The 18,427-nt window shown below is 60.6% G+C and carries 13 protein-coding genes; 6 read left to right on the top strand and 7 right to left on the bottom strand.

All coding sequences use genetic code 11. The annotated features are described in order from the left end of the window. Nucleotides 1–246 precede the first annotated feature (246 nt). The 6 genes from ACQ4N7_RS20340 (at nucleotide 247) to ACQ4N7_RS20315 (ending at nucleotide 14,184) form a co-directional block, all read left to right on the top strand. Nucleotides 247–2,796 (top strand): hypothetical protein, encoded by a 2,550-nt coding sequence (locus tag ACQ4N7_RS20340; RefSeq protein ID WP_430713318.1) that lies wholly within the window; start codon nucleotides 247–249, stop codon nucleotides 2,794–2,796. 204 nt (nucleotides 2,797–3,000) lie between these two features. Beyond that, entirely contained in the window at nucleotides 3,001–4,761 is a 1,761-nt protein-coding gene (locus ACQ4N7_RS20335; RefSeq protein ID WP_430713317.1) for a hypothetical protein, read from the top strand. Continuing rightward, nucleotides 4,758–5,606, top strand: a complete 849-nt coding sequence (locus ACQ4N7_RS20330; RefSeq protein WP_430713316.1) for a hypothetical protein — start codon at nucleotides 4,758–4,760, stop codon at nucleotides 5,604–5,606. The genes ACQ4N7_RS20335 and ACQ4N7_RS20330 overlap by 4 nt, the downstream gene beginning before the upstream one ends. Nucleotides 5,607–6,026: 420 nt before the next feature. Next, nucleotides 6,027–8,255: a hypothetical protein gene (locus ACQ4N7_RS20325; RefSeq protein WP_430713315.1), complete on the top strand. Its 2,229-nt coding sequence runs from the start codon at nucleotides 6,027–6,029 to the stop codon at nucleotides 8,253–8,255. A 280-nt stretch (nucleotides 8,256–8,535) separates the two neighbouring features. Then, complete coding sequence (locus ACQ4N7_RS20320) at nucleotides 8,536–10,797, top strand: hypothetical protein (protein ID WP_430713314.1); 2,262 nt, start codon at nucleotides 8,536–8,538, stop codon at nucleotides 10,795–10,797. A gap of 300 nt (nucleotides 10,798–11,097) precedes the next feature. Further along, a complete protein-coding gene (locus tag ACQ4N7_RS20315) occupies nucleotides 11,098–14,184 on the top strand; it encodes a hypothetical protein (protein WP_430713313.1) in 3,087 nt (1,028 codons plus the stop codon). A 34-nt stretch (nucleotides 14,185–14,218) separates the two neighbouring features. Here the strand turns inward: ACQ4N7_RS20315 and ACQ4N7_RS20310 are convergent, their stop codons facing one another. The 7 genes from ACQ4N7_RS20310 to ACQ4N7_RS20280 form a co-directional block, all read right to left on the bottom strand. Further along, nucleotides 14,219–14,626, bottom strand: a complete 408-nt coding sequence (locus ACQ4N7_RS20310) for a YidH family protein (protein WP_430713312.1) — start codon at nucleotides 14,624–14,626, stop codon at nucleotides 14,219–14,221. Between the two features lie 4 nt (nucleotides 14,627–14,630). Continuing rightward, nucleotides 14,631–15,047, bottom strand: a complete 417-nt coding sequence (locus tag ACQ4N7_RS20305) for a DUF1622 domain-containing protein (protein WP_430713311.1) — start codon at nucleotides 15,045–15,047, stop codon at nucleotides 14,631–14,633. A gap of 46 nt (nucleotides 15,048–15,093) precedes the next feature. Continuing rightward, on the bottom strand, nucleotides 15,094–15,771 hold the full coding sequence (locus tag ACQ4N7_RS20300) for a hypothetical protein (protein WP_430713310.1): 678 nt from the start codon (nucleotides 15,769–15,771) through the stop codon (nucleotides 15,094–15,096). After that, on the bottom strand, nucleotides 15,768–16,739 hold the full coding sequence (locus tag ACQ4N7_RS20295) for a formylglycine-generating enzyme family protein (protein ID WP_430713309.1): 972 nt from the start codon (nucleotides 16,737–16,739) through the stop codon (nucleotides 15,768–15,770). The genes ACQ4N7_RS20300 and ACQ4N7_RS20295 overlap by 4 nt, the downstream gene beginning before the upstream one ends. 88 nt (nucleotides 16,740–16,827) lie before the next feature. Then, complete coding sequence (locus tag ACQ4N7_RS20290; RefSeq protein ID WP_430713308.1) at nucleotides 16,828–17,268, bottom strand: DUF29 domain-containing protein; 441 nt, start codon at nucleotides 17,266–17,268, stop codon at nucleotides 16,828–16,830. Nucleotides 17,269–17,307: 39 nt separating this feature from the next. After that, a complete protein-coding gene (locus ACQ4N7_RS20285; protein ID WP_430713307.1) occupies nucleotides 17,308–18,228 on the bottom strand; it encodes an HAD family hydrolase in 921 nt (306 codons plus the stop codon). Further along, complete coding sequence (locus tag ACQ4N7_RS20280; RefSeq protein WP_430713306.1) at nucleotides 18,221–18,349, bottom strand: hypothetical protein; 129 nt, start codon at nucleotides 18,347–18,349, stop codon at nucleotides 18,221–18,223. The genes ACQ4N7_RS20285 and ACQ4N7_RS20280 overlap by 8 nt, the downstream gene beginning before the upstream one ends. Nucleotides 18,350–18,427: the final 78 nt, after the last annotated feature.

Raw genomic sequence — 18,427 nt, 5'->3', positions numbered from 1 at the left:
GTTACCGCACACTACAAAGACCGCCACTGCACTGTCAACCAGCGATACGGGATGTAAACAACGCTTATCTCTATCGTCTCTGCCGCTGGGCTGTAGCTGCACTTTTGCATCAGAGGATACAAAGTACCCGCGCGGGTGATTTCATTGGGGAATGGCCTCACCCACTATGGGGGTAAATCCATTAAACCGAGGGGCGATCGATGCAGCCCCAGGTTAGGTGGTTGAAATCTACCTACCGCAAATACCATGACGACCTTCCAAAACTCAGCGGCGGTGTCAGCCCAAACGCCGTTAGTGGCGCTGAATAATCAGGCTATTGTGCGATCGCGCCAGGCCCCGGCGTTTGCCCGCATCAGTACCGAGGTTCGACCCAGCTCTGTCGTGCGGCCAGCGGTGTCGGTTTCGGCACCCCCGGCAGCCGTGGTGCGCGACCATCGGCAGGCGATGGAGCGGCCCGCTGTGAGCGTTTCTGACAGCCGGGTGGCGGCGGCGGTGGTGCGCGACCATCGCTCGGTGGTGCCGATTAAAACCAACACCAACATCAACATCGACCACCTGCGGCTGATCAATGTAAATCTGGCCCATCTGGTCGGGAAGGTGCAGGTGCCTGTGGAGGGGCAGCCGCGCCAGGAGATGACGGTGCCGATTAGCCCCACCCCAGACATTACCGACGAGGTGGTGTTTGAGCACGCCACTGGCCCCGAGCGGTACTTTGTGCCCCGCTACAGCCTGGCGATGGCCAATGGGCAGTACCAGATTTCCCTGGAGCCCTCCGGTTCTGACTGGAGCCTGGTGGTCTACCTCGATCGCTTTGCCGCCCCGACCATTCAGCCATTGGTGACGGGTGGGCAGGCGCTCACCCACGAGGTGGCGGTGGTGCTAACCCACAACCTGCTGGCGGGCACAGCAGTAGTGGGCCGCAAAGAGCTGGTCTTTCAGGAGGTGACGGCGGCGGGCGATCGCCTGCGGGCGGTGCTGCGGGTGGCGGGGCTGGCCGAGCGCGACCAGCTCTACTACGCCCTTACCGACTCGATCTACGCGGCGGCGCTGACGGTGCGGCGCATCGTCAGCGTGGGCATTCCGGTGCCCCAGGCCCAGGTGGTGGCGTCGGGTAACAGCACCATTCGCGGCACCTGGACCTTTAACTTTGACACCGGGGTCGAGGGTGGCGACGGCGATGTCTGGTGGCAACAAAAAACCGCCACCGATCGCGAGATGACGCCCCGCGGCAGGGCCGCGATTGTCTCTATGGGCCTGGTCGATTTTGATCAGGTGTCGCTGTCGCAGCTGCAGGGCCTCAACTACGGCACTGTCTCTATACCCGGCAATGTGAATGGCCAAAACCTGCTGCTGCCGGGGCAGGTATTTGCGGTGCGCACCAACCAGGGCCACTACGCCAAGGTCAAGGTGCTGACCTACGACTACAACCTGACGGTGCAGTGGGTGACCTATAGCACCGATGCCCAGTCGACCCAGAGCCGCTTTCGAGAGGCCATTCGCACGCTGGACTGCGCGATCGCCCCCAGCCCCTTCCTGTTTTCGCCGACTCTGCACGGCTACCTGTACAGCCAGCTGAAGGCGATTTCGGGGCGCAGTTCTGACCTCAATCGCATCACGGTCAACTCCCACAATTACTATCAAGATCGCACCAAGCCCAACCGCTTCTTTACCCTGCCCGACAGCTTTAAGCTGGCCCGCCGCCCCGAGGTTCCCCATCGGCCGCTGGCGTCGGTGCAGGTCATTCCCACCGAAGGGCAGGCGCTAGAGGGGGCTCAGGTGACCCTGCGCTATGCGGCCCTGCCCTACCTGAACCCGGCCAGATTACAGGCCGCCACCGCCGAATTGCTCACCTACGTACCGGCAGACCTGCGCGCCCAGGGGCTGGAGTTTGATCGCCTGGAGGTAGACCCCAGCAAAACCCAGCTGCGGGTGGCCAAGCCAGGTAGCCGGGTCGATGGCCCCTATCAGCCCCGCCCCGGTGCCGTGGTGGATGTTAAAGACGGCATTGCCGACATTCTCAACCTCAGCCTGGAGGAGTTTCAGCCCATTTTTGACGGCATGTTTAGCGACGCCACGATCATGTTTGGTCAGGTGACGGTAGATTTGGGCGACCAGGGCTGGCGGGAGTCGTCGATTCCCTTTGTGGCGCGCATGGATGACCTGATCGGCGAGGTGTTTAACTACGATCGCCGCCCCGAGGTGAGCGGCGGCCAGGTCAGCCTCAGCCTGCAAAACTGCATCGAGAGCCCGGTGCGGGTGACGGCTTTAGGGGCGGATTTGAAACAGGGCGATCGCCCGATCCCCGTCGCCAGCCTTACCTCAGGGGTGGCCCTGCCCGTACTGCTTAACCCTGGCGAATCGCTGGCCCTGACCATCACCCCCACCGAGGCGCTGAGCGACGGCCAGCCCGTGGAAGTGGCTTTTGACCTCAGCCGCGTCGCTGTGGTGCCCGATCGCGAGGCGATTGTGCAGGCGATTTTTGACCCCGCCGTTTCGGTGCAGCCCAGCCGCCACATTACGGTCGAAACCTTTGCGGAGCTGTTTGACCAGGCCAACCCGATTCTGGCGATCGTGGTCGATTTTGAGCACGGCACCTCGGCTCGGCTAACCCCCAGTGAACTCAAAACGGTGGTGCAGGTGAGCCTGCCCATGAGCGCCATTACCGACTGCATGCTGCGGCAGCCGCTGCCGACCGACTACCGCTACCGGGTGACGCTAATTCACCGCAACGGCAGCCAGACCCGCTCCGACTGGCAAACCGACACCTCGCCCTACCTGATTCCCCCCCTGCCTTAGTAAGCTGCCATGCCTGAATTGGTAGGTTGGGTGGCGCGATAGCAAAACCCAACCAGGCTGACTGCTGTTGGGTTCCGCTCCGCTGCACCCCAACCTACAAGACCTATGTGGGGTCAGGCCTCAGGGCCGATGGAATGGTCTTATGTTTATAAATTCAGTCCTCAATTTAGCAATGTCCTCTCTTAAATCTCACCCAATGTTCCCATGGCCTATTTTGGACTGCCCGATTTTCAGCAGCCGCTGCCCCTGAGGGAGGGGCTGATCTATGCCCCCTACGGCAACCTTGGCCCCTACACCCTGCTGCCCCAGCGGCTCACCGTCGCCCCAGGTGCCGATGGCCGGGTAGACTTTGCCCTCTCGCTGCTGCGGGGCGCAAACCCTGACCTGCCCCCCCAGCCCCACGGCATCCTTGACTTTCGGCTGACCCTTGACTACCCCCTGGCCGAGGGGCTGGAGGCACTGCGATCGCGCCAGCCCAGCGCGGTGCTGCAGCCCGCTACCGTAGAGAGCGGCTGGCTGCGCCTGTACCCCACGATCCAAGACATCCCCGACGATGTGCGCCAGGCCGTGCCCCTGGTGTGGACGGCGTTTAACGCGCCCCGTTACACCCTCAAACTCTCAGATACCACTGTGCTAAAGCTCAAGGGAGCGTTGCAGGGGAAAGCGCTGCTGCTGCTGGCCCAGGCCGAGCTGCTGATCGCGGGGGTTGCCCCCCGGCTGTCCCTGGGGGTGCGCTTTGACCCGGCCAAGCTGGTGGCGGATCTGGGCCAGCGGGGCAGTGGGCAGGGCGCGATCGCCCACCAGACCATCTACCAGTATTTTGCGCAACCCCACCAAACCCTGCCCCTGGAGCTAGACGGCGAAATCTCAGATGCCGCCGCCTTTGCCGCCGCCATGACCGACTGGGTCTGCGCCCGGCTGGGAACCTGGGTGCCCGCCCCCACCGAAACCGAGACGGGCTACGTGACCCTCCAGCCCGTGGGCGAGGGCCGCTTTGTATGGGATCTCTCGCAGCCCCAGCGGGCGCTGCGCCCCTGGGCGATCGCCCTCAACCCCCTGGAGGCCGCCCAAGAGATCGTGCAGGCCCAGGGCATTGAGGCCATCTTTAAGGAAGTGACGGTGCCCGCACTGCCCACGGGGGCGTTTGCGGTGGAGGTGCGGGCCAACCTGCCCACGGTGCGATCGGGGGTGCTGGCCGTGGGGGTGACCCTCAAAGCGCCCCCAGCTCTGCCCTATCGGCTGCAAACCCAGACCGCCACGGCGGAGTTTAAGCCCCCCGGCGATCGCGCTGCGGTGGTGCTGCGGCTTTCCCCCGCCGAGGCGCTGGCTTACACCTACTCGACCTATGTAGTGCTGCGCCAGGGCAGCCGGGTGCAGCAGCTGCGCGGGCCAGAGACGCCCGCCACCGCCAGCCTGCTGCACCTGACCCTCGACCAGTTTCCGGTGACGTTTGTGCCGGTAGAGGCGGAGGCGGGTTTGCTGGCGATCGCTACGCTCGCGGGCCTCTGTCGCTGGCGACTGGGAGAACAGGAACACCAGCAGTCGTTTTCCATCACCGCCGCCCAGCCCAGCCTGGCCCTGGCCCTACCCCAGAATGCCGAGGCGATCGCCCTGGATCTGACCGCTACGTCCCTGGATGGCTTGCACACCCTTCAACTACCGCCGATCGAGTCTCTGCACTGCCGCCTGGGGCTGCACTCCTTCGCCGAGTACGGCCCCCACCAGATCGACATCACCTGTGCGCTTTCCGACCCGCTAGTCGCCATCGAGCTGTGCCCCGAAGCTTCAGAAACCCAGCTCGGCCTGGTGGTCTTTACCCCCGACAACCCCCGCAAAACCTGGCGCTACTGGGCGCGATCGCCCTTTCAGCCCGGCTATCGCTACCGCCGTCGCGGCAGTACCCCCTGGTCGCCCGTGCAGTCACCCTTTCAGCCCCTCACCCTACACCCCGGAGACTTACCATGACCCTGCCCCCCAGTCTGTCGTCTGACCTGTACTGCTTTCGCAGTCCCCACGCGGCCCACCAGTTCTACTACCTGCCCGGCGACCCCGTGCCCCAGCGCGACAGCGGGGGCAACCCAGCGGTGTCGCTGATGGCCACCAGTGACTTTGCCATGCTGCAGGTCAGCAGCCAGTGGCAGGCCAGCGATCGCCAGATCGAAGCCCTCAGGGCCGAGTTGCAGGCCCAAATCAGCATCCCTGCCGATAACTTGGTGCTAGAACCCGCTCCGGTACGCATCGACACCGTGGAGCTGCGGCTAAAAACCAGCACCGGGGAGCCCGAGGTGCTGGCCACCAGCCCGTCTTCGGGCTATGCCCCCTTTAGTGCGGTGTTTAGCGTCACCCTGAGTGCCGAGCAAAAAGCCCAGGCGATCGCCGCCCTGGGCGGACGCCCGGATCTGCTGCTGGTTAGCTATCGAGTCTGGGTAGACCTGCCCCAGCCGGGCCAGGTCGAGATCGAGGGCGAGGTGGCGACCGATCTGCGGGCACTGGGTCAAAATCCGTCCCCAGCGGCGGCTCGGCAGCGGGTGGAGGATGCGATCGCCCAGGGACGGCTGACCCTCACCGAAACTTTCCCCGACTCCACCCCCGCCGACATTAAACAGCGCACGCTAGATCTGGCCAAAGATCGCGCCAGCGAGCTGTTGTTGCAGCTGGTAGAACAGCCAATTCAAGACGGCGAATCGCATCTCTATGCCAAAGCCTATCTAGAAGCAACAGCCGCCGTTGCCCTAGAGCGCACCGCCGACATTAGCACCTGGTTTCCCAGCGGCAAGGGCCTAGAGCATCTGCAATTGATTGGCAGTTAAGATCAATTGTCCGTGTTGCCTGGCGCGGCAATCCCAACAGTAGAAAAGCCATAGCCGATCCCTGAGCGAAGTCGTTGGTGAAGCCGCCCCAAAGGGTTTATAGACGGCTATTTTTAAGGCTCAAATCTGATTTAGATACCTGATTTGCAGTCAGAAACCCCGTAGGGGCGCAGCATGCTGCGCCCCTATAAAATCGTGGTATTCATTCATAATTTGGCTTTAGGATATGTCGCTAAACAGTACCCAGACGGGTAATGGCGACTTGTTATTTATTGATGACAATAGAACCTAGAAAGAGTTGAGACTAAGGATTTTATCTCAACCTTTTGTGCCGAGAAAAATTCTTCTTCTGAATTCAAAACAAGCTTCAACTGCCCCACCCTTCAAGTCTTACTAATTTGCCCCCAAGGGAGACGAATAATGCTGCAAATTGACAAGGTACAAGTTCTTGACGGCGTTACTGTTTACGGTGACGACAGCGACATTGCCACCTTTTATATCGTTCCCGACGTGCCTCGGTTTCGCATCAACGACAACCTGCTGCCGTCTTTTAGCTTTTTCAAATACCGCATGCCCATCGATCGCGTCGATGGCTCTAAGGGCGGTGGTTTTCTCGTCTGTGACGTAGAGCTTTCGCTGCCTGCCGAAAAGCAGGAAGCCGTTAAGCAAAAGCTGCAGGCTCAGATCAACCAGCGCTACGCCAACTCCAACGTTGAGCCCCCCGAAGTAAAAATTGGCAACATTACCTACACTCGCGGTGCGGCCAAACTCAATGTTGAAAATATCAGCGAAAAATTTGTTGAGAGCGTTTTTAACCCCGGCAAGCCTTCCCTCTACGGGCGCAACCTGACTCCGTTTACCGTCGAACTCACCGATGTCGGCGCTACCTTCTTTGAGCAGGCCCTGCAAAACAAGGGCGGCTTTGTGCAGGTGAGCTACGACCTCTACTGCCCGGTCAAGCTGCCCCCCATTGAGGCTCGCATCTGGTTTAACGCCAGCAAGTTTCAGAGCTTTGTTCAAGACTTTACCAAGCGCGAAACGTCTTCGGGTGCCTTTCGCACCGTTTGGCGCTGGCTGTTTGGCGGCTCCAACAAAAACCGTACCGAAATTAACGAAACCACCCAAGAGTATGCCAGCGAGTATCAGTGGGGCGGCGTTGAGATTGACTTCAAAGACTGGACAGCCAGCGATGAGGTCAAGCAGCAGGTGCGCGACTGGGCGATGAATAGTTTGGCCGAAGCGGTCAAAGCCGCTAACGAAGACAAGCTCGACCCCTTCACCGAAGAACAGAAGAAAATCCCCGACAATGTAACCGATTTTCACCGCCGGATTAGTCAGTTTAAATTCACCAACATCAATCAGCGCTACCGTGAAAGCCAGGCCGTCGAGTGGAATTTGGCCCCCCAGGGCATGCTCGAACCCATTGTTAACCTCAAAGACAAAGACGGCAACTTTCTCAAGTGGGAAGACTTCGCTACTACGGTGGATTTGGACGATCCTTTCTTCAAGACTCTGGAAGTACCCATACGGGTCAATGCCGATTTCAAAGAACTGCCGATTCACAGTGTCGATGTGCACTGCGAATATAAGCAGGGCAATACCAATCGCATTCAGTCCTTTAGCTTTACTAACCCAGACAATTTAGAGAAGTTCAAATCGTTTATTGAAAACAATCACTGGCAGTACAAGTACTGGTACCAGGTCAACTACAAAGGCCGCAGCCAAACCTTTAAGTCGCCCGAAATTGAGACGAAGGACAAATTCCTCACCATCAACGTCGATGACACCGGCATTTTGGCGGTAGACGTTATGCCCGGCGACCTGAACTGGAACCAGGTCAACCGTGCCCAGGTCAAGCTCACCTACGAAGCCACCCCCAGCCGAGTGCCGATTGAGCGGCAGTACGTGCTCGATGCCAACCAGACCCAGCACTCGCTGCGGGAGGTGGTGTTTGCCCCGGTCTCCGAGCCCTACCGCTACCAGGTGAAGTACTTTATGGCCGATGGCAAAGAGTACGAGGTCAGCGAGCACGAGTCGCGATCGCCCCACCTGTTCATCAACGACCCCTTCAATGCCAACCGCACGGTCAGTCTGCGGGCGGCGGGCGACCTCGACAACGACATTCAGACCATCTTTGTGGATGTGCGCTACGAGGACGAAGAAAACAACTACAGCCAGTCCACTACCGTAGCCCTGAGCCGATCGAACCCGTTCTTTGACTGGACCTTTCCGGCGATCGACGATCTGCGGGGCACGATCACCTACAAGGGCACCATTCAGCTCAAAAACAACCAGGTCGAAACCATCCCCGAAACCACCACCACCGACACCACCATCATGGTGGGCCGCAAGATTGAGGAGATGGTGACCGTGCGGGTGCTGCCCAACCTGCTGGACTTCAACCAGCTAGATTTGGCCATTGTCTCGCTGGCCTACGTCGACGCCGCCAACAACATCAATGCCCGCACTGAACTGGTCTTTGATGGGGCCTCTCGAACGCCGCAAACCTGGGTGCTGCCGCTGAAAAATCGCAACGCCAACCAGTACCAGTGGGGGGCCGTCTTCTACCTGAAAGACGGCAGCGAGCGCACGATTCCGACGCAATCTACGCCAAATCTCACCATCCCGCTGCGGATACCTGCCAGCTAATCTGCCGGGTGCCTAGCCACATCCTCTGTAGGGGCATTGCACTGCAATGCCCCTACGGGGTTCCTAATTTTGTATCAGGGTTGCTCAAATCAAGAATTTGTAGGTTGGGTGCAGCGGAGCGGAACCCAACAGCGGTCAGCCTAGTTGGGTTCTGCTATCGCGCCATCCAACCCACGAAAACTACGTTCCCCTCATCGCCACTTTAATCGGGCTGTTTGGTCGGCGACCCCCTTCACGGTCTGCTCCACGGCCCCCTTCCGCTTAGCCCAAGGAGCTAGTCATGCTATACCTCAACCCGCCCTTCCACATCATTGAAGGGGTGTCTATTTTTCCCGACCATGCCAACCCGCTGCAGTACTACTACCTGCCGCTGATGCCCAAGCTGACCACATTGCAGGGCACCGACGGCAAACCCATTCCCCAGATTCAGCTGATTAAGTATCGGGGCGACGCGGGCAACGGCGGCTTTCTCAACTTTGATGTCAACGTGGGGGTCGAAGAACCCACCCTGCAAAAGATTCGCCGCGAGCTGCGCCAGAAAATGGGCCTGGCGGCGGAGCCCTGGCTGGCCCCGGTGCCCCTGGTCGATGGCTCGGTGCGGCTGCTGCTGCTGGGCAAACAGACGGGCGACACCGCCGCGACCCCAGGCGGTACCCCCCAGTTTGTGCTGAAGATCGACCAGGCCGCCAAGCCCTCTCTCTACGGCGCGAACCAGGCGGCGTTTTCGGTTGCCCTCGACCAGTACGGGGTGACGGTGATGGAGCAGGCTCTCCAGGGGGAAATGTCGCCGATTGGGGTGGTGTATTCCCTCGACTATTTGGCCCTGCGCCCGGCCTACTCGGTGCGGCTGACGGTGGACTGGGAGCGGGTGCAAACCCACCTCAACGAGCGCTTTGGCATTGATGCGGTGTTTGTCTCAACGGAAATCGACAAGACCGTGGACGAGCTGATCGAGAACCGCACCATTGTGCTGGAGGCCGACACCTTTATCCCCGAAGGAGAGGAGGAAAGTGCTGTTCTGGGCCGCCGCGACCAGGCGGTGAACGAGGTGCGCGAGATGATCACCGCCGCCTTTTTTGAGCCCACCATTGACCCGGTTAAAGAAGCGCAGGACGGATGGGATCGGGCGGCCTACCTGGCCGATCGCGTCTCTCGTATGGCCGTGACGGGCGGCTGGTCGTCGGTGGGCTCGTTTACCTACAAGAAAACCGACTACACCCGCATCGATCGCAAAAAGCTAAATGTGACTATGAACGAGCGCACCACCGTGAAGCGCAGCATCTATCCCCAGGGGCACCTGAGCGGGCTATGCCGCCCGATTATGGAGCAGGGGCTCGACCTGAGTCGGTTTATCATTCCGGTCGATCTGAATGACCCGTGGTTTGAGCGGCGCAGGCTGGCGGTGCTGTCGCGGGCCAACTTTGAGGAAGACGGGATTGGCTCGATCAATGTGCAGCTGAGCTACGGCAGCACCCCCAAGAATGTGCTGCTGGAGGGCTCGGCAGCGCGGGCTGACGTGCAGTGGGCCAGTCTGGTGCGCCAGCAGGCCATGGAGCGGGCGGTGACGGCCCAGTACACGGTGAACTTTAAAGGCAGCAACCGCACCGAGCGACCGATCGCGGTGCAGTCGCCCCCCCAGGTGATCCACACCGACAACCTGGAGATCAACCCCCGCGAACTCTATTCGCTGGTGCATGTGCCGATTGTGGCGCTGAGCTTTCCGTGGGAGCGCTACCCCCAGGTTGAGGTGCACCTGAAGTACACCGATCGCGCCAGCCATATCCAGATGAACGATGTGCTGGTGCTGGATAAAGAGCACAGCGATCGCACCTGGAAGTACTTTGTGCTCAACCCCGATCGCACCGCCTTTCAGTACAAGCTGATTTACCGGGCCGCCAACCACCGCGACATTGAAACTCCCTTTGTTGAAACGAGCGACGAGCGCATCACGCTGCGCGACCCCCGCCCCAACAAGCGCACCCTGGCCGTGGTGCCCAGTTTTGACTGGAGCGTGGTCGATCGCGCCTTTGTGGACCTCACCTACCGCGACCCGGCCCACCGCATCCACGTCGAAGAGTCGTTTGAGTTTAGCCCCGACGATCCTGGTTCTAAGACCTTTGCTGCCGACCTGGAGAACCCCGAACTGCGGCAGATCACCTACCGGGTCACGGTGCTGTTTAAAGGCGGTCACATGGTGGAGATTCCGCCCTCGATCACGAGCGATCGCCGGATCATTCTTCGCAGCGACATGCGCGGCCACCGGATTGTCACCGTGCGACCCCAGATGACGCCGTTTCTCACCCGACGGCTGGCCGAACTCCAGGTCGAAATGCGCTACACCGACGACGAGGCGGGCCTTAGCTTCGCCGATTTGCTCGTCTTCCGCGCCGCAGACGAAGTCGCCAGCTTTGAGTTTGACTACGTCGATGAGCAGCGGACGAGCTACCAGTACCGCATCACCTACCGCTACACCAACGGCCTCAGTCGCACCACCGACTGGGCCACCGCCGCCACCGATCTGTTGCAGGTGCCGGTTGCGTAGGCAGAGGGGTTGGGGTGCGATCGCACCAGTGAATGGTGGGCAGTGCCCAACCTACCTAGCCTGCCTGCCATCCCCCTAAAAGGGCGAACGCCATAGAGCCGTTGGCTCGGCTACGCCTACGCCCCTACCCATCGACTCCCTTCGACTCCGCTCAGGGACCGTCACCCATCCACCTATCGACTCCCTTCGACTCCGCTCAGGGACCGTCACCCATCCACCTATCGACTCCCTTCGACTCCGCTCAGGGATCGTCACCCATCCACCCATCCACCCACCCACTCCCCTACCCCCGGAGGCCCCATGCTTACCCTCGGAAGTCGCACACTCAACGTAGACGGCATTACGGTCTATGCCGACCATGCCGACCCCAACCAGTTCTGGTACCTGCCTGGCCCGGTGAAAATCGCCCGCCAGCCCGACCGGCAGGCCGCTTTTACTCTAATTTCTTACAAACCGGCGGCGGTCGAAGCCGGGGTGAAGGGCGGCGGATTTTTGATGTTTGGCGTCGATCTGCGCCTGTCGCCGGAGCAGGAGCGGCGCATTTTGTCGCGGCTGTCGGCGGTGGCCCCCGGCACCCCGCGCCTGGCCGCCGTGCCCTTTGATGAGGGCACCGTGGAGTGTATGGCGCTAAATGTGCAGGGCGCAGGCGGCACGATCGCCAGCCCCGCTGGCCCCGGCAGCTTCAACGCCGTGGAGAAAATTCTGGGGGCCACCGTTCCCTCCCTGGATGTCAATAACTCGGCCCACTTTGGCCTCACCCTGAGCCAGGAGGGGGCGATTATTCTCAAGCAGGCGTTTCAGCAGGGTACGACCCCGGTGGGAGTGCTCTACAACCTCAAGTACACCGCCCTGCGCCCGGCCCTAGATGTAAAAATTACCGCCGACCTGAAGCGGGTGTACGACCACTTCAGCGCCAGCCTCAGCGGCCAGTACTACTTTGTCAAAGTCGGTCTGGAGGCGGGTTTTGAGAAGCTGGTGCAGGACGGCGCGATCAAGATTGAGGTGATTAGCTACACCGACGCCAGCGATCGCGCCGAAAAAGAAAAGTGGGCGCTCGACTTCTTTAAAGACAACCTGTTGCAGAGCTGGTTTACCCCCTCACTCACCCCCGGCGAGTTTGCCGGAGGCCGCATGACCCTACCCGCCGACCCCGCTCCCGGTTCCGGCTCAGGCGGTTCCGGCGGTTCTAGTTCGGGAGCGGGCGGTTCTGGCGGTTCTACGGGGTCAGGGTCTTCGAGTTCCGGCAGCTCCTCCGGGCCGGGCGCATCCTCAGGATCCTCTGGCCCTAGCGGTTCTGGCGGATCGTCAGGGAGTTCTGGACGTGGCTCGTCCAGCGCAGGAAACACTAACGCGGCGGCAACTCGTTCCGAAGGGACGCGCTCCAACACGGACACGCCCGCTAACCAGAGCGCCCCGGCCCACCAGCCTGCCCAGATGGCGATAGTCTCTATCCCCGACCCGCTGCCGGAGGGCTACGGGCTGCTGCACACCCCCGCCACCTCGGGCACTACCGAAACCCTAACTGTGCAGGGGGCCACCAGCCAGACCGTGGTGAAGGTGAACGGGGCGGTGCGATTCCGGGACGGATCGCTTCGCGAATCGCTCGACGCCAGCCATCAGTTCACGGTAGATGTCGTTCCTGGCACCCCGACCAACGTGGTGGTGGAATATCCCCAAACCACCGTTAACGAGACTTTCCATCTCTTCTTTGACTACGACAAGCCAGCGGCGGGGGGATGGTCAACCACCTCGGCCCGCTACGTGAGCTACCTCAACAACGCGCCCAACCCGCCGGATGCCCGTTTTACCAGCGCCGACGCCACCCGGCCTACCCTCGCCAGTACCCCAGGCCGACAGACCACAGGCAACGCCCAGCAGCTCCGCGATTGGGCAATGAACCGGCTCACCGTGCCCAAGGCGGTCGCTATCGAGGGACACGCCAGCTACGAAGGCAATGTCGGTAAAGAGGCCCACAACCGATCGCTGTCCCAACGGCGGCGGCAGGTAGCCGCAGGTATTGTTTCGCCCCTGGTAACCAGCGTTAGCGGCAGCGCCGCCGGGCAGGGCCACAGTCGAGCAGCCGCAGCGGGGCGCAGCGGCGATGAGCGCGATCGCGTCGCCGAAATCACCGGCCAGGTAATCGATCGCCCCCGCGCCGAAATCCGCGCCACCCTCACCCGCGCCGCCGCCCCCGTCCCACCCACCACACCTACAACACCCACCACACCTACCACTCCTACGACACCGACAACGCCCACTACACCTACAACACCCACTACACCCACCACCCCAACCCCGATCGCAGGCGAACCCGCCATCACCTTCAAGCTCAAGTACCTGCGCCAGGAGGAGCAAAAGACCGTCACCTTCCACTACAACCGCACCGAGGCCGTGCAGCGCACCTACGCACCCCAGGGCTTAATCGGCCTGCTGGTAGCCGATCTCAGTGACGCCGAAAAGCACTTTGTCGAGGTCGATCTCGACGATCCCTTCTTCCGGGTATTGCAGGTGACGGTCGATGCCCCCATCGACTTCCAGCGCATCGGCCTGACCTCGGCCCAGGTTTCCCTCGACTACGGCGACCCGGCCCAGCCCCGCAGCCACAAGCACGCCGACTTTATCTTTGAGCCCGGTGCCGCCCCCCGGCAGCTGTTTGAAACCTTTCTCAACCAGCGCTTCGACACCGCCTACACCTACGGCGTGCAGTACCACTTCGACCCCGGCTCCGACTGGGATGGCCACGCCTATACCTACAGCCTGCCGCCCCAGCCGACCGAAGACCGCACCCTGCAAATCAACCCCTTCGAGCACCTGGGCTTTTTAGAACTGCGCGCCTTTGCCAACCGAGTCGACTGGGGCATAATTCAGGCCGTTGACCTGCAGCTAATCTACGACAGCCCCACCGGCTGGCAGCGGCAGCAAACCCTGACCTTTACCGCCGCCTCGGGCGAGCAATTCTGGCGGCTGCGGCTGGAGGTGCCAGAAGCGCGAACCTACCGCTATCGCTGCGTCTACCACCTCAAAGATGGCTCGACCCAGCAGTCCGACCTGGCCGAGAGTCAGGCCACGGCCATCCCCATTAACGATCTGTTTGAGGGGGCGCTTGATTTGGAGTTTGTGCCGCTGTTTGCCCCCGGTGCCGTGCGGCAGGTGTATATCGACATTCGCTATACCGACGATGCCAACCGCTACCACCGCGACGAACGGCTGATCTTGGCTGGCGATGCGATCGCCCCCCTATCCCTGCGGCTGGCGCTCAAAGACCCCACTCGCCGCGCCTATGACTACCGCCTGACCATTGTCGGCACCGACAACCGGCTGCGGCGTACCCCCTTTATCACCACGGAGGAACCCATCATCGGCGTGTCTGAAACCGGAGAGGTTTAGAGTTTGGCAGACCGCTAGAGGTTGCTAACGAGCGCTACCCCGAAAGCAGGGTCAACAGCGCCAGGGTGCCAACGATCAACAGGCTAATGGCCGTAATGGTGGCGATGGGGATAGGCGGGTCGTAGCGAAAGTCGCTGCGGCGCAGACGCTTCAAAACCTGCTGATGCTGAAGCACCGCCACCAGCAGAGCGATGTTGCCGATCGCAATGAACCCGATAGACAGCAGGCGCACGCTCAGATCGGCGCGATCGCTGTCTGCCAGCCGACTGTTCTGCACCGCCACCACAATGCGATCGATGCCAAAGCCAAAGCCAATCAGCGATAGCGCCGTGCGAATCCAGGCCATCAGGGTGCGCTCGGCGGCGGCCCGACTGCGCTCCTTAGCCAGTTCATTGTTGAGGTTGTAGGGTTCGGGCACTGGCGGCGGGGGGAAAGGCGGCATGGCGCTAGGAGGATAACTCTAGGGTTGATGAAGGCTGTCGAGCGAGGTGAATAGCGGTTTTTTCGGCCTCTAATTCCCGCGCCAAAAACACATTGAGGAAGGTGCGCACAACGGCCAGCAGGGCCAGCTTGCCCAGGGCGTCTAGGGAGGGGGCAACGGTAGTGTTGGCAATGTCGGCCCCCAGCTGAAACTCCAGGGCCAGGGAGAGCCACAGACCAAAGTTGAGCCTGACTTTGGCCAGAGAAAGCTCTGGGTCGTAGGCCGTGGGCTGTTTGCGAAAATAGCGCCCCCACCGCTGCTGGGCCGCCAGTTGCAGCGTGGTCAGCAGCCCCGCCAAAATGCAGACTACCGAAATGCCCTCCAGAATCAGCGCTAGTATCCTCGCCCCATGGATAATCAGGTCCTCTAAAGATTCCAGCATTTATCTATTCCTTGGTCAGCACTGAACCGATGAGCTGGGGCCGCTTTCAGAGCACAGTCTTCACCTGGCGGCGATAGTTGTCGATCAACACATAGACGCTAATCAACAGAATCCACAGCGGCAAAAACAGCACCACCCAGCCCAGGCGATCGATGTGGCCCACCCGAAACAGCATGACCAAGGCCAGGCCGTAGCCCAAAAATGACAGCCAGCGGGGCAGCACCCCCGTGCGCAAAAACAGGGTCGCGGTGGAAATCATAAACACCCCGGCTGCCCGAATGGCGTAGTTGATCACGATTTCTTGGGCAAAGGTACGACCGATCGCATAGTAGCTGGCCGCAATCTGGGGGTTGGGCTCGCTGGCGTAGAGTTTCAGCAGGCTGCCCATCACCGCCGTGCCGGTAAACAGCATGGCAATAAACAACAGCCCGCTGCCCAAAAACACCGTCGAGAAGAACTGGTCTTCGCTGCTGCCCAGGCGATCGCGCACCACCCCCATAAACCACAGAAAGGCAATGCCCGCAAAGGGAAGCAGGTTTAACCCCACAGTCAGCGTTTGCCGATGGGTGTTCACTATCTCTGAGGTCGTCGTGTTGGCGGGGAGGGCCGCCAAAAAAAGCACCAAACTGGTGATAAACAACCCCGAGAACAAAATGCCCGCAATGGCGGCGGCCTTTGGTGCGGTGAGCCGATCGCGGCGGGGCAAGGGAAGGTCTGGGGTCATGGCGTGCTCCGTCGTACGATCAGCCGAAACCCCAGGTGGCAGGTGGAGGTATCGATCGGCTCAGCCATCCGGGCCGGGGGGCGGTAGCGGCGGCAGTAGCTGGGGGCGCACAAAAACGAGCCCCCCTTGATCACCCGACGGGGAATTTTGACCGCTGGCGTTTGGGGGTCGTAGCTGGCGTCGCGATCGCCGCCGCGCGGGTTCACCCGTTCGCCACAGCAGGTGTCTTGCTTGATCTGGCGGTGCTCCTGGTACCAGTCGGTAGTCCACTCCCAGGTATTGCCGATGATGTCGTAGAGGCCGTAGCCATTGGGCGCAAACGCCCCTACTGGTGATGTGCCTTCGTAGCCGTCGGTCTTGAGGTTTTGCCAGGGAAACTCGCCCTGCCAGGTGTTGGCCATCATTTTGCCGCTGGGGTGCAGCTCATTGCCCCAGGCAAACTCAGCATTTTTGCGCCCGCCCCAGGCGGCAAACTCCCACTCGGCCTCGGTGGGGATGTCTTTGCCCATCCACTGGGCGTAGGCGGCTACATCTTCATAGGCGACATGCACTACGGGATGGTTTTCGCGCCCTTTAATGCTGCTGCCGGGACCTTCGGGGCGTCGCCAGTTGGCCCCGGCAACGTAGGCCCACCAGTTGTAGTGGCTGCCTCTGTCTACGGGGCGATCGGGCTTCACGAACACGCAGGAGGAGGGGGCCAACAGCTCGGGCTGGGCACCGGGGTAGTGGTCGGGGTTGGTGGGGCGCTCGGCCACGGTGACATAGCCCGTGGCTTTAACGAACTTTTGAAACTGGGCGTTGGTGACCAGGTATTTGTCCATCCAAAAGCCGTCTACGGTGACCCGGTGGGCCGGGGCTTCTTCGGCGTAGTGGTGGTCAGAGCCCATGATAAAAGTGCCGCCCGGTATCCACACCATGTCTTTGGCGGGGGGGCGACCGGGGGACTTGGCTAGGGGTCGGGTTTGCATGGGGTAGCGCGGCTGATTCAGGATTCGTTAAGGACTCAATTAGAAGCAGTAAATTTCACAAATTCTGACTACTATTCAGCCACGCCGACTATTCTTCCAGTTCTACTGGCTGATTAAAAATCTCAGCTTCAGAGAAAGGACAGGATTGAGGCAGCTGTCTAGGATCGAGGGGGGTTTCTCGCCCTACCAGGTTCAATCCATCTTGGTATGCCTTGGTGATGGCGCTCGGTAAGTAAGGTTTCAAACTAGGATTTTCAGCCAAGTGGTCATGAATGCGCTCCCGCTGCTCCTTGATGGTGTAGAACCAACTTTTAGAACGAGCCTCAGGCTGATAGTGCCACTTGAGCAGATGCCCCAGCAGCACCCCCAGACGGTTGCGTAGCTCCTGGCGCTGCTGCTTGCCCAACGAATCCAGCTCCTCAATTAAGTTTTCGATGTCCACCTGGTTCCACTGCTGGGCTTGCAGCAGCTCGATTTGGCGTTGAGTCCAGGCATAGAAGTCCTGGTCATACAGTGTCGTGGTTTGCATGGTCTACCTGATTTCCTGCCGCTCTTTTCACTGTACCCGTTACGACTCAAAGGCAAATATCTGCCTCCAATCCTGTTTCATATCCACCACCACCCAGCCCTGCTGAGGGGCTTCAGTCAGGGCAACATCCAGGCTGCCCATGGCAGATTTGTCGTAGGCAAACTCGCGATCGCCATCGGTGTGCCGCACAATCAGCCCCAGACTGGGGCCGGGGTCAGCGGTGGTCCATTGCAACATCTGCAAATCGCCATCGGAGTTGCCAAAGGCCGCGATCGGTCGGCGACCAATGTAGTGCTGAATGGCGGCGGGTTTGCCTTCCTTGTCGTCAAAGAACAGCAGCTCTGGTAGGCGCACAATAACGGGTTTACCCTCGCGCCGCTCAAAGCGAGTTTTGATGCTGCTGCCAATCACCTGCTCAGGGGGAATACCGTAGACCCGCTCCACCCAGGGCCGCATAAATTCCACCCCGCCGCCGGAGACGATGAAGGTTTTGAAGTCGTGCGATCGCAGATAGTCCAGCAGCTCCAGCATCGGCTGATACACCATCTCGGTAAACAGCTTTTGCGTGATGGGGTGCTTCGCCGTCGCCAGCCAGTCTTTCACGATCGCCGTAAATTCATCCGTCGTCATACCCGCGTGGGTGGCCATCACCAGCTCCATCAGCGCGTGCTCTTCCCCCGCCAGGGCCGCTTTGAGATCGCCCTTCAGCACCGAGGCGAACGGCTCCTGGGTATACCAATGGGGATTTTGGGCGGCCAGGGTTTTGATGCGATCAAACACAAAGAACGCCTGCACGTACATCGGGTACTCGCACCAGAGGGTGCCGTCGTTGTCGAAGGTGGCAATGCGATCGGCTGGGGGCACAAAGTCAGGGCCATTCTCCGTGATCACTCGGGCCACAAAGTCGAGGATGGCCTGCCTGGCGATGCCATTGTTCCAGGAGGGGAGGAGATCAGTCATGGACGACATTGATGAATATGGAGTACTCGACTGAGTTATTTCCCCTCACCCCCAGCCCCTCTCCCTCCTGGGCTACTAAGTACACATAAGTCATGTTGTAGTAGGATGCGGCAGTAATCATGGGGCAATCGCCGTGAAGAATCCTATTATGATTCACGCTGAAACGTTGGAGGGCAGTGCTTTTGGGGATCGTCGCCTG

Source organism: Nodosilinea sp. AN01ver1, assembly GCF_050565655.1.
GTDB lineage: Bacteria > Cyanobacteriota > Cyanobacteriia > Phormidesmidales > Phormidesmidaceae > Nodosilinea.
Note: the sequence above shows the minus strand (reverse complement) of the source record. Positions and strands in the feature narration are given on the sequence as shown.